The 11,775-nt window shown below is 71.6% G+C and carries 13 protein-coding genes; 6 read left to right on the forward strand and 7 right to left on the reverse strand.

What is annotated here, in order from left to right; translation table 11 throughout:
• Positions 1–35 precede the first annotated feature (35 nt).
• A complete protein-coding gene (soxR, locus tag D474_RS0100250; protein WP_017611594.1) occupies positions 36–527 on the reverse strand; it encodes a redox-sensitive transcriptional activator SoxR in 492 nt (163 codons plus the stop codon).
• A gap of 10 nt (positions 528–537) precedes the next feature.
• Positions 538–999: a hypothetical protein gene (locus D474_RS0100255; RefSeq protein ID WP_017611595.1), complete on the reverse strand. Its 462-nt coding sequence runs from the start codon at positions 997–999 to the stop codon at positions 538–540.
• Between the two features lie 228 nt (positions 1,000–1,227).
• Here D474_RS0100255 and D474_RS0100260 point away from each other — a divergent pair, with 228 nt between their 5' ends.
• The 4 genes from D474_RS0100260 (at position 1,228) to D474_RS0100275 (ending at position 5,212) form a co-directional block, all read left to right on the forward strand.
• Positions 1,228–2,172, forward strand: coding sequence for a GlxA family transcriptional regulator (locus tag D474_RS0100260; RefSeq protein WP_017611596.1), 945 nt, complete (start codon positions 1,228–1,230; stop codon positions 2,170–2,172).
• Positions 2,173–2,205: 33 nt separating this feature from the next.
• Complete coding sequence (locus D474_RS0100265; RefSeq protein ID WP_239646962.1) at positions 2,206–2,823, forward strand: DJ-1/PfpI family protein; 618 nt, start codon at positions 2,206–2,208, stop codon at positions 2,821–2,823.
• Between the two features lie 93 nt (positions 2,824–2,916).
• Entirely contained in the window at positions 2,917–3,891 is a 975-nt protein-coding gene (locus tag D474_RS0100270) for a DUF2332 domain-containing protein (RefSeq protein WP_051050892.1), read from the forward strand.
• A gap of 157 nt (positions 3,892–4,048) precedes the next feature.
• The gene (locus tag D474_RS0100275; RefSeq protein WP_275040762.1) at positions 4,049–5,212 is read left to right on the forward strand and encodes an aminotransferase class V-fold PLP-dependent enzyme; all 1,164 of its coding nucleotides are present in this window, start codon (positions 4,049–4,051) and stop codon (positions 5,210–5,212) included.
• Between the two features lie 141 nt (positions 5,213–5,353).
• On the opposite strand, the gene D474_RS27150 is transcribed toward D474_RS0100275, so the two are convergent.
• On the reverse strand, positions 5,354–6,154 hold the full coding sequence (locus tag D474_RS27150) for an alpha/beta fold hydrolase (protein WP_275040763.1): 801 nt from the start codon (positions 6,152–6,154) through the stop codon (positions 5,354–5,356).
• A gap of 149 nt (positions 6,155–6,303) precedes the next feature.
• Between D474_RS27150 and D474_RS0100285 the strand changes: the two genes are divergently transcribed.
• Positions 6,304–6,876 carry a TetR/AcrR family transcriptional regulator gene (locus D474_RS0100285; RefSeq protein ID WP_017611600.1) on the forward strand — a complete coding sequence of 191 codons (573 nt, stop codon included), beginning with the start codon at positions 6,304–6,306 and terminating at the stop codon, positions 6,874–6,876.
• A 62-nt stretch (positions 6,877–6,938) separates the two neighbouring features.
• Here the strand turns inward: D474_RS0100285 and D474_RS32100 are convergent, their stop codons facing one another.
• Positions 6,939–7,076 carry a hypothetical protein gene (locus D474_RS32100; protein ID WP_017611601.1) on the reverse strand — a complete coding sequence of 46 codons (138 nt, stop codon included), beginning with the start codon at positions 7,074–7,076 and terminating at the stop codon, positions 6,939–6,941.
• 10 nt (positions 7,077–7,086) lie between these two features.
• Positions 7,087–7,572, reverse strand: a complete 486-nt coding sequence (locus D474_RS0100295; protein ID WP_017611602.1) for a MarR family winged helix-turn-helix transcriptional regulator — start codon at positions 7,570–7,572, stop codon at positions 7,087–7,089.
• A gap of 89 nt (positions 7,573–7,661) precedes the next feature.
• On the opposite strand from D474_RS0100295, the gene D474_RS27155 reads away from it, so the two are divergent.
• Positions 7,662–9,281: an FUSC family protein gene (locus D474_RS27155; protein WP_017611603.1), complete on the forward strand. Its 1,620-nt coding sequence runs from the start codon at positions 7,662–7,664 to the stop codon at positions 9,279–9,281.
• A gap of 26 nt (positions 9,282–9,307) precedes the next feature.
• Here the strand turns inward: D474_RS27155 and D474_RS0100305 are convergent, their stop codons facing one another.
• Together D474_RS0100305 and D474_RS0100310 are read right to left on the reverse strand one after the other, a co-directional pair.
• Complete coding sequence (locus D474_RS0100305) at positions 9,308–10,606, reverse strand: purple acid phosphatase family protein (RefSeq protein WP_017611604.1); 1,299 nt, start codon at positions 10,604–10,606, stop codon at positions 9,308–9,310.
• Between the two features lie 373 nt (positions 10,607–10,979).
• On the reverse strand, positions 10,980–11,775 hold a 796-nt coding region (locus tag D474_RS0100310), incomplete at its 5' end, for a ribonuclease Z (protein ID WP_017611605.1).

An 11,775-nucleotide genomic window follows, 5' to 3' on the forward strand; every position in this document is an offset into this window, starting at 1 on the left:
TCGAAAGGGGGTGCGGGCCTTTTTCGTGTCGGGGCTCAGGTGTGGTCGGCCCGGTGGTCGTGGTCCTGTTCGTCGCGGAAGCGTTCGACCATGAGGCGGCGGGGGCCGGTGCCGTCCTCGGAGAGTTGGTCGTCGGGGTTGGAGAGGGTGCAGGTGCTCAGGGACAGGCAGCCGCATCCGATGCAGTCGCTGAGGTCGTCTCGCAGGCGGGGGAGTTGGTCTATGCGGGCGTCGAGTTCGTCGCGCCATTGGGCGGACAGGTCGGCCCAGTCGGTGCGGGTGGGTGTGCGGTTGTCGGGGAGTTGGTCCAGGGCCTGGCGGATGCGGGCCAGGGGGATGCCCACGCGTTGGGAGATGCGGATGAAGGAGACGCGGCGCAGGGTGTCGCGGCGGTAGCGGCGTTGGTTGCCGCTGGTGCGGCGGCTGTGGATGAGGCCTTTGCGTTCGTAGAAGTGCAGGGCCGAGACGGCCACGCCGGAGCGTTCGGCCACCTGGCCGACGGTGAGTTCCTTGGTGATGGGTGCCACGGGGCCGAGTTTATGCGGGGTGGGTGTGGGGTCCGGTGAGGGCGTAGGCGCGGGCGTAGCGGCCGCCGCGCAGGAGGAGTTGCCGGTGGGTTCCGGTTTCGGTGAGGTGGCCCTGTTCGAGGTAGAGGATGCGGTCGGTGGTGCGGGTGTGGGTGGGGTGGGTCGTGGCGGTGATGTGTGCGCGGTGGTGGGTGGTGGTGATGAGGGCGGTGGTGGGGTTCAGGGTGCGGATGTGGGCGGGTTGGGGTGTGTGTAGGTGGCCGGTGGTGGGGCGGGTGTGTCCGGTGAGGAGTCGGAGGAGTGCGGTGGGGTCGGGGAGGCCGACCAGGGCCAGGCGTTCGCCGGGGTGCAGGGTCAGGTCGAGGTGGTGCAGGTGTGGGGGCAGGGTGAGGTCGACCAGTTCCACCAGGGGTGGGGTGTGGCGGGTGGGTGCGGGGTGGGTGCGGAGTGTGTGTCGGTGGGTGAGCCTCACGGGTGTTCCGTTCTGGTGGTGGTGCCTCTTGGGTGCTTGGATCACTGCGGGAGGGTGAGAGTTCTTGTTGTGTGTTCGTGTCCTGGGGGCGGGGGTCGGGGCTGGTGGGGGTGTGTGGGTTCAACGTGTGGGTGTGGGTGTGGGTGTGGGTGCCCGTGGGTGGGGTGGCTGTTGTGGTGGGGTGTGCGACCTTGTGGCCTTGGTGGGGGCTTGGTGAGGATGTGGGCCATGGCGCACGAGGTGGTTCTGGTCTGTTTCGAAGACATGTTGGCTCTGGATCTGTCGGGGCCGTTGGAGGTTTTTGCGGCTGCTGATGGGGGTGAGGGGTTCTACCGGCTGCGTACGGCGTCGTTGGGCGGGCACGGGGTGCGGGCCTCCAACGGGTTGCGGGTGGGGGTGGATGTGGCGTTGGAGGAGGTGGAGGGGGCGCACACGCTGCTGGTGGTGGGTGGGCCGGGTGCGCGGCGCGCTGATGCGGTGTTGGCCGGCCAGGTGGGGCGGGTCGCGGCGCGTTCGGAGCGGGTGGTGTCGGTGTGTACGGGGGCGTTCGTGTTGGCGGCTGCGGGGTTGTTGGCGGGGCGGCGGGTGGCCACGCACTGGCGGCACGGTGCGGAGTTGGCTCGGGTGTGCCCGGGGGCGGTGGTGGAGTGCGATCCGGTGTTCGTGCGTGATGGGCGGGTGTGGACGTCGGCGGGGGTGAGTGCGGGCATCGATGTGGCGTTGGCGTTGGTGGAGCAGGACCGGGGGCGGGCGGTGGCGTTGGAGGTGGCGCGGTCGTTGGTGGTGTTCCTGCGGCGTCCGGGTGGGCAGGCGCAGTTCTCTGCGGCGTTGTCGGGGCAGTGGGCGCAGCGTTCGGGGGTGCGGGCGGTGCAGCACTGGGTGGTGGAGCATCCGGAGGCGGATCTGTCGGTGGGGGTTTTGGCCGGGCGTGCGGGGTTGTCGGTTCGTCAGTTCTCGCGTGTTTTTGCGGCGCAGGTGGGGTGTACGCCGGGCCGGTATGTGGAGCGGGTGCGGGTGGAGGCGGCGCGGCGGGGGGTGGGGGGGGGGNATGCGCCGGTGTCGGCGGTGGCGCGTCGGTGCGGTTTCGGGGGTGAGGAGGTGATGCGGCGTGTGTTCGTGCGGGTGGTGGGGTGTGCGCCTTCGCAGTACAGGCAGCGGTTTCGTGGTGTGTGAGTTGAAAAGGGGTGTGTTGTGGTGCAGGTGGCGATGGTGGTGTTCGAGGGTGTGACGTTGCTGGATGCGGTGGGTCCGTATCACGTGTGGAGGTCTTTGCCGGGTGTGGAGGTGGTGTGGGTGGCTGAGCGTCCCGGTGTGGTCGGTGATGGGCGCGGGGGTTCGGTGGTGGCCGAGTACGGGTTGGAGGAGGTGACCGGTCCGGACGTGGTGTGTGTTCCGGGTGGGCCGGGTCAGGAGGCGCTGATGGGTGGGGACGCGGTCGTGGACTGGGTGCGTGCTGTGGATGAGGGCAGTGCGTGGACGGTGTCGGTGTGTACGGGCGCGTTGGTGTTGGCGGCTGCGGGGTTGTTGGAGGGGCGGCGGGCGACGACGCACTGGTTGGCGCGGGGGGAGTTGGGTGCGTGGGGTGTGCAGGTGGTCGAGGAGCGGGTGGTCTTCGACGGCAAGTACGCCTCGGGTGCGGGGGTGAGTGCGGGCATTGATGTGGCGTTGGCGTTGGGTGGGCGCCTGGTGGGGGTGGAGGCGGCTCAGCGGGTGCAGTTGATGTCGGAGTACGATCCGGCGCCGCCGTGGGATGCGGGGTCGCCGGGGCGGGCTCCGGGGTCGGTGGTGGCGTGGGCGCGGGAGCGGTCGCGGTTCTGTCGGTAGCGGGGGTCGGGTGTGTGGGGGAGGTCTCGTGCGGGGCTTGGGTGGTGGCGAGTGGGGTGGGGGTAGGTGGTGGGTGCTTTTCGTTCCCCCCCGATGGGAAGGTGTGTGGGCTCGGTGGAGCACGTGGCTGCTGTGGGGGGGGNNNTCGCCGAGCATTTTGCTTCGGTGGGTGCGCAGGACTATGCGCGTATCGCCCGGGGTGTGGCCGGCGATGCGCACCTGGTGGGGTTGGTGGCGTCGTTGCCGGCGGGTAACAAGCGTCAGCCGAACCTGTTGTTGGGTGCGGTGCGGTTCCTGGGCGGGCCGGTGGGTGAGTGGGCCGGGTTCCGGGCGTTCGTGGTCGAGCACTGGGACCGGGTGCGCTCGGTGGTGCTGGAGCGGTTGACCCAGACCAACGAGGCGCGCCGGTGTGCGGTGTTGTTGCCGGTGTTGGCGCAGTTGCCGGGGCCGTTGGCTCTGTTGGAGGTGGGGTCTTCGGCGGGGTTGTGCCTGTACCCGGATCGCTACCGGTACCGGTTCGGTGATGGGCCCTGGGTGGGGCCGGCCGGCAGCGGTGTGGCGTTGGAGTGTGCGGTCTCGGGTCCGGTTCCGGTGCCCGAACGCGTCCCCGAGGTGGTGTGGCGGGGCGGGGTGGACCTGAACCCGCTGGATCCGGGCCGCGGGGACGATGTGCGCTGGTTGGAGTCGCTGATCTGGCCGGGGCCGCAGGAAGCAGCCCGGCGCGAGCGGTTGCGGGGTGCGGCTGCGGTGGCGGCGGCCGAGCCGGCGCGGGTGGTGGCCGGGGATCTGGTGCAGGTGTTGCCGGAGTTGGCCTCGCAGGTTCCGGCGGAGGCGACGTTGGTGGTCTTTCACAGTGCGGTGGCGGCGTACCTGCCGGAGGCGGACCGGGACGCGTTCGTCGACGTGGTGCGGTCCTTGCCCGGGCACTGGGTCTCCAACGAGGGGTGGAAGGTCTTCCCGTGGTGGGAGGGTGCGCGACCGCCCAGGGAGGGGATGTTCACGGTGGCCCTGGACGAGCGTGTGGTGGCCCATGCGGGCGAGCACGGCCAGGAGGTGGTCTGGGCCTGAGAGCTCTGCGCGCCGCATGGAAGGGGGTGGCCCGGTGGGGGCGCCCCCTGCTTTTTGTTGGTGTTTCTTTGGGGCGGGGCAGGCCGGGGTAGGTGGGGTCTGGATTGGTGTTGCTCTGGTGGATACGGGGTGTGCTGTGGGTTTCGATGTTGCGGGTGTGCGTGCGGAGACGGCGGGCGTGGAGGAGCGGGTGCACCTGAACAACGCGGGGGCGGCGTTGATGCCGGACCAGGTGGTGGAGGAGGTGGTGGGGCACTTGCGGTTGGAGGCCCGGGTGGGGGGTTATGAGGCCGCGGAGATGGCCGAGGCGCGTGTGGAGGGGTTCTACACCTCGGTGGCGCGGTTGTTGGGTGCGCGGCCCGAGGAGGTGGCTTTTACCGAGAGTGCGACGCGGGCGTGGGAGTTGGCGTTGGGGTCGGTGCCGCTGGGCGCGGGGGATCGGGTGTTGACCACGGTCAGTGAGTACTCCAGTAACGGGATGGGGTTGGTCAAGGCGGCGCGTGCGGTGGGGGCGCGGGTGGCGGTGGTGCCCGATGACGCCGATGGTGTGGTGGATGTGGGGGCGTTGGAGCGGGCCTTGGACGCCGGTGGTGTGGTGTTGGTGGCGCTCAACCACATGCCCACGCACAACGGGTTGGTGAACCCGGTGGAGCGGGTGGGGCGGTTGTGCCGTGGGCGGGGGGTGTTGTTGCTGTTGGATGCGTGCCAGTCGGTGGGGCAGGTGGATGTGGATGTGGATCGTGTGGGGTGCGATTTTCTGACGGCGACGGGGCGTAAGTTCTTGCGGGGTCCGCGGGGGACGGGTTTGTTGTATGCGCGTGCGGGGGCGCGTGTGGGTGAGCCGGCGGTGGTGGATGTGTCCTCGGCCGAGTGGGTGGGGGCGCAGTCGTATCGGGTGCGTGAGGATGCGCGCCGGTTCGAGTCGTTCGAGCGCAGTGTGGCGGGGCAGTTGGGGTTGGCGGTGGCGGCCGATTATGCCTTTGCGTTGGGGATGGAGGCGGTGGGTGAGCGTGTGGCCTGGTTGGGTGAGGTCTTGCGTGAGCGGTTGGGGGTGTTGCCGGGGGTGCGTGTGTGGGATCGGGGGCGTGTGGGTGAGCGGTCGGGGATCGTGACGTTCTCGGTTCAGGGGGTGGGTGCTGAGTGGGTGCGTGCGTCGTTGGCAAGGGCGGGGGTGAATGTGAGTGTGGCGCGGGTGCACAACCAGGTGTGGGAGCACCGGGGGTTGCCCGAGGAGGTGGTGCGTGCGTCGGTGCATTACTACAACACCGAGGAGGAGTTGGCGGTGTTGGTGGGGGCGGTGGCCGAGCGCGTGGGTGTGTGAGGCCGCCGGTTGCGGGGGTGGGCGTGGTGGTGCCGGCCCCCGCTTCGTGTGTTCGGTCTCAGGTGAAGCGGTCGGTGGCTCGGCGTGCGGCGTCGAGCATGTCGGTTTGTGCGCTGATGTGTGCGGCGTCCTCGCAGATGGTCAGGGTGGCGTCGGGCCAGGCTCGGGCGAGGGTGTGGGTGGTGGAGGCGGGTGAGGAGATGTCCATGCGTCCGTGGATGAGGGCGCCGGGGGTGCCGTGGAGGCGGTGGGCGTTGTGGATGAGCTGGTCGTGCTCGAGGAAGGCGTGGTGGGACCAGTAGTGGGTGACCAGGCGGGCGAAGCGGTAGCGGTGGTGGGGTCCTGGTAGCGGGGGTTGGGCCGGTGGTGGGGGTGGGTGGCCACGTGGGTGTCTTCCCAGGTGCACCAGGCGCGGGCGGCGCGGTCGCGGGTGGTGGGGTCGGGGTCGTGGAGGAGTTGGGCATAGGCGTGGGCGAGGTGGTGGGGGTCGGCTTCGGGGCCTGCTGCGTCGCGGAAGTGTTGCCAGGCTTCGGGGAAGACGTGGCGCATCTGGTGTGTGAGCCAGTGGATCTCGTGGGGTGAGGTGGTGGTGACCGAGATCAGGGTGAGGGCGCGTACGCGGTGGGGGTGGGTCTGGGCGTAGGCCAGGGCGAGTGTGGTGCCCCAGGAGGCGCCGAGCAGGTGCCAGGTGTCGATGCCCAGGTGGGTGCGCAGGGTTTCGATGTCGTCGATGAGGTGGGTTGTGGTGTTGGTGGTCAGGTCGGTGTGGGGGTGGGCGGCGTCGGGGGTGGAGTTGCCGCAGCCGCGTTGGTCGTACTGGATGAGGTGGTGGCGGGTGGTGTCGAGGAAGTGGGCGTAGCCGGGGGTGGCGCCGGATCCGGGGCCGCCGTGCAGGGCCAGGGTGGGGCGGGCGTGGGGGTTGCCGGTGGTGTAGTAGGCCATGGTGTGGCCGTGGGTGGGGGCATGGGCATGGGTGGCTCCTGGGGGTGCGATTGTGTCTCTACCGTCCGGTAGGTAGTTTCGGGTGTGCAGGCCGGGGCGTTCTCGCTCGGGCCGTTCGACGATCCCACGGCCGCGAGGAGCCCGAACCGATGCCCACTTCCACCCCCACCCGTGCCCGGGCGCTGCAGGTCTACGCCGAACACTTCGCCGCCCACGGCTACCGCGGTACGTCCCTGGACGCGGTCGCGCGCGAGGTGGGGGTGCGCAAACCTTCCCTGTACCACCACTTCCCCGGCGGCAAGGAGACTCTGCACGCCGAGGTGGCGCTGGCGGCGATCGAGAGCCGGGGCGCCGACCTGGCCCGCGCGCTGGAGGTGGAGGGTGGTCTGGCCGCTCAGCTGCGCGCGGTCATCACCGAGGCGGTGGCCGATCCCACCGGGGCCACGACCTCCTTCGAGCAGCACCTGTTCGACTCCCTGCCGGAGCTGGATCCCGGGGCGCGTGAGCGCATCGAGCAGGCCTACGCGCGGCGGTTGTTGGAGCCGATGACCGAGCGTTTGGCGCGCGCGGTGCGGGAGGGGGAGTTGGCCGGGCGCGAGCCCCGGGTGTTGTGCAATGCGTTCCTGCATCTGGCGCGTGCGGTGGACATGATGGGTGAGCCGGGCCCGGCGGCCGAGGAGTTGGTGGGGTTGTTCCTGGACGGGGCCCGGGCCGGGGCTTGAGCTTGGTCGGCGATGGGGGCGGACCTGCGCGGTGAGCGCGCGGGGCCGCCCTTGTCGTGTGTTCAGTGCGCGCGGTGGTCCAGGTGTAGGCGCCGGACGGCTTTTTGGTGCCCGCCGGTGAGTGTGTGCACGCCGGTGAGGGGGGCGTCGGTTCCGGTCAGGGCGCGCACGGCGTGTGCCAGGCGGGTGGAGGGGTCCACGGGGGCGGGGTCAGGCGCGGTCGATGGGGGTCAGGACGCGCTGGAGCAGGTGGGCGAGTTGGGCGCGTTCGTCGGGGTCCAGGGGTGTGAGGAGTTCGCTCTCGCGCTGGAGTTGGCCGGTGAAGAGTTCTTCGGCGAGCTGGGCGCCGCGGTCGGTGAGGGTGACCTGGATTTCGCGGCGGTCGCGGTGGTGGGGGGTGCGGGTGATGAGGCCGGCTTGTTCGAGGCGGGTGAGGCGTTTGGTGGTGGCGGCGCTGGAGGAGACGGTTTCGCGGGTGAGTTGGCGTGGGCGCAGGCCGTGGGGTGAGCGGCGCAGGGCGGCCAGGACCTCGAATTCGGGGCGGGTGACTTCGGCGTCGGTCAGGGCGGTGTCGGTGATGTGGTGCATGAGGGCGGCCAGGCGTAGGACGCGTCCGATGGCTTCCATGCTGGACAGGTCGAGGTCGGGGCGCAGGTGGGCCCAGCTGTCGCGGAAGCGGGAGAGGGCGTCGCTCACGTGGGGTTCCTGGTCGGTCGGTTGTGGGTGGTGGGGAAACACCCTACAATAATTTACTTGTGAACTACTTGTGGTCTTTATGGGGTCGGGTGGCCCGCACCCTCACCGGCCGCGGCGCCCTGACTCCCCGCACCGTGCACGGCAACGTCTGGGCCACCGCCCTGCGCGCCGGACTCAGCGTCACCCTGGCTCTGGGCGCCCTGTACGCGCTGGGGCGCGTGGACCTGATCCCGTACGCGGCGATGGGCTGCTTCACCGCCCTGTACGCACGCGACGAGACCTACGCCCGGCGCCGTCGGCTGCTGGCCGTGGTCGGCGCCGCCCTGACCGCATCGGTGGCCGCGGGCGCGCTCACCCAGGTCCTGCTCGCCCACACCCTGGCCGCCGTGGTCACCGGAGCGCTGGTGGCCGGGGGCGCCAAGTACCTGGCCGACGCACTGGCCTTCGGACCGCCCGGCGGGCTCATGTTCGTCTTCGCCGCCGGGGTGGCCGCCTACAACCCCCTGGAGGCGGCCCAGGTCCCGCTGGTGGTGGCCACCACCGCAGGCGCGGCCGCCCTGTCCTGGTCCCTGGCCCAGGTCGGAGCCCTGGCCTGGGCGCACGCACCCGAACGCCTGGCCACCGCCCGCGCCCTGCACGCCGTGGCCCGCCACCTGCGCGCGCCCGGCCCCGCCACCACCGACGGGGCCGAGGAGGCCCTGGAAACGGCCTGGTCCACCCTGCTGTCGGCGCGCGAGCCGGGGCCGCTCCACCGTGACCTGGAGCTGCTCACCGCACGGGCCGAGGACCTGTTCACCGGGGCCCACAGCGACCTGGAACGCGCCCGCGCCGGCGCCGAACTGGGCGAGATGGCCCGTCGGGCGCGCCGCGAGGTGCGCCCCCAGCCGGCCCTGAGCAGCGGCGAGCACCGCACCTTCACCGACCGGGCCCACCGCATGCGCACCCACCACCCGGTGCCCGCCATGGGCCGCGCCCTGCGCCGGGCCTGGCGGCGGCCCTCGCCCACCCGGGTGTCGGTGGTGCGGATCGTGGTGGCCTCCCTGGTCGCGGGCGCCGCCGCCTGGGCCCTGGGCATGGGACACGGGTACTGGGCCGCGGTCTCGGCCGGGTCGGTGCTGCAGGCCACCAACGTCACCACCACCTGGCACCGCACCCTGCAGCGCGCCGCGGGCACCGTGGCCGGGGTGGTGCTGGCCGCGGCCCTGTTCTGGACCGACTACTCGGTTCTGGGCACCATCGCACTGGTGGTGGTGCTGCAGATGGCCGCCGAGCTGGTGGTGGGCACCAACTACTCCTACGCGATCGTGTTCGTGACCCCGCTGACCCTGGCGCTGTCCAGCCTGGCCCACCCGGCAGCCGCCGCCCAGGACCTGGCCGGCGAGCGCCTGTGGGCCACGGTGCTGGGAGCGCTGGTGGGGCTGGTGGTGTGCGCGTTGCTGCCCAACCGCACCGCGGCCGAGCACCTGGAACAGGCCCGCGCCGAGTGCGAGGTGTGCTGCGCCCGCTTCGCACAGGGCCAGGGCCCCCACCAGCGGCGCCGGCTGGGCCGGTCGGTGGTGGCCCTGGCGCGCGCTCGCGACCTGGCCCGCGGCGAGTTCGGCGTCTGCCCCGGCCACCTCGAGCGGGCCGGGGCCACCCTGGAGCGTGCGCGATGCCTGGCGGGCCCGGCCCGGGGCACCGGGGACGCCCAGCACGCGGGCCACCCCTGAGCCCGGCGGCCGGCGCGTGCTGCGGGTCAGTCCAGGCCGGGGCCGTCGGTGACCTGCTTGTCCTGGCCCTGGTCGTCCTTGGTGATGGTGAAGGAGTCCACCACCTCACCGGAGGCGGTCAGGGCGCGGTAGTCCAACTGCCCGTCCTCGACCTGCACGCTCTGGAAGGTCTGGGTGTCGGTGGCCTGCACCCGCACCTCGGCGCCGTGGTCGGTCCAGTTGTCCTGGCCGGCCTCGTACATCTTCGGCCCGGTGACGGTCACCGCGTAGACCGGGCCGGTGTGCACGTCCTGCTCGTCGGTGCGGTGCTCGGTGAGGTTGCCGCGGCTGTAGGAGTGGTCGTGGCCGGCCAGGACCAGGTCGACGTCGTGTTCCTCCAGGATCTGCAACCACGCATCGCGCAGGGGGGCGTTGTCGCGGCCGGGGTTGTTGGACAGCAGGGGGTGGTGGAAGGTCACCACTGTCCAGGGGTGGGGGTTGGAGGCCAGGGTCTGTTCCAGCCACTGGGCCTGCTCGTCCAACCAGCTGCCCGGGGACAGGGGTGCGGCGTCGCGGTAGTTGGAGTTCAGGGCGATGAAGCGCACGCCCTGGTGGTCGGTGTGGCCGACCGTCTCGGCCAGGTCGGTGCCGCCGGTGTCGGGGCCGTTGCCGGGGCCGGGCAACTGCAGTGGCCAGTACTGGGACAAGTTCAACAAGGAGTACTCGTGGTTGCCGGGGGCGGCCACGTGGTTCATGGTCCCGGTCGCTTCACCGAAGGCGCCGTACCACTGGTTCCACTGTTGTTCGTCGTTGGCGTCGTCGATGAGGTCGCCGGCGTGCACGGCGACCTCGGCGTCGGGTTCGGCCTGCAGGGCGGCCTCGATGACGGGTCCGGCCCCGTCGGTGATGTCGGTCTGCACGTCGCCGAAGGACAAGAACGTGAAGGGCTCGGCGCCCTGGGCGGCGGTGGTGAAGTGCTGCCATGGGCTGATCTGGTCGGCGCCGTCGCCGACCCGGTACCGGTAGTCGGTGTCCGGCTGCAGGCCGGTGGCGGTGGCGGTGTAGAAGGTGCCCTGGGCCTGGCCGGTGGCGGAGGCGGCCACGGTGGTGATCTGCTCGGGGTCGGAGGCGGGGGCGATGTGTAGCTGGGTGTGGGCCTGGTCCGTGGTCCGCCAAGTCACGGTCTGGGAGGTGGCCGGGTCGGCGGTGGGTGAGAGCAGGATGCGGTCGGGCGGCGCCTCCTGTGCCAGGGCCTGCGGGGCGAGCCAGAACAGGCCGGTGGCCACGGTCAGGCCGCTCAGTGCGGCGGCGGAGCGGGCCAGGGTTCTGCGGGCGGGTGCACGCATGGGCGCGGGGTGCCTTTCGTGCGGGGGAGCGGGCCTGGGGAATCTAGCGCGCTTTTGGGGGCAGGGCGTGAACACCCGGCCTCGGTGTGTCGGATCCCGGTGCGGGCGAGGGGCCAGCACCACCACAGCACGGCCCCGCACACCGCGCACCCGGCCGGGACCAGCGCGGCCGCGCCCGGGGCGTGGATCAGGCACGCGGTGGAGGCCCCGCTCTCGCGTGCCCAGGCGCTCCGGGCACCCATGGCAAGGACGGCCAGGGCCAGCAGGGGGAGGGGTCGCCGACCAGCGTGGCCCAGGCTGCGGCCCCTCGCCCGTGGGTCTGTGGCGGTGGTGGGTCTACCCGGGCGTGTGTGGGCGCATGCGTCGTGGCCGGTCAGCGGCGCGGGGGCAGGGGGATGCGGTCCAGGTCCGCGGCCAGGGTGGTCGGGCCGGGGTAGGCCTGGGCGGCCTGGTCGAGGAAGCGCTGGTCGTCGCCGTGTTCGTAGCGTTCGGAGATGTGGGTCAGCACCAGGTGGCGTACCCCGGCGCGGGCGGCGATGCCGGCGGCCTGGCGGGCGGTGAGGTGGCCGTAGGCGTGGGCCAGGTGTTCTTCGCTGTCCAGGTAGGTGGATTCGATGAGCAGTAGGTCGGCTCCGGCGGCCAGTTCTTCGGCCTGGGGGCAGGGGGCGGTGTCCATGATGTGGGCCACGACCTGGCCGGGGCGTGGGTGGGCGACCTGTTCCAGGTGCACGGTGGTGCCGTCGGGGCGGGTGAGGTGGCCGTGGGTCTTGATGTGTCCGGCGTCGGGGCCGGTGATGGCGTGGTGGGCCAGGGCGTGGGGGTCCAGGCGCCAGGTGTCGGGTTCGGCGATGCGGTAGCCGTAGGTGGGCACCGAGTGGTGCAGGGGCAGGGCGCTGATGTGCAGGTTCGGTTCGCCGGTGGGGCAGGTGCCGTGGCCGCCCACGGGTTGGGCGGTGATGCGGTCGGTGTCGACGAAGGCGGTGGCGTGGCGCAGGCGCTCGAAGTGGTCCTGGCCCTGGGCGGGGTAGGCGATGCGCACGGTGTGGGGGACCTGGTCTCGGGCGATGCGTTGGATGGTTCCGGGCAGGCCCAGGCTGTGGTCGCCGTGGAAGTGGGTGATGAGGATGCGGGTGATGTCGGTGGCCGAGACGCCGGCGGGGGGCATCTGG

The organism is Nocardiopsis salina YIM 90010 (assembly GCF_000341025.1).
Lineage (GTDB): Bacteria > Actinomycetota > Actinomycetes > Streptosporangiales > Streptosporangiaceae > Nocardiopsis > Nocardiopsis salina.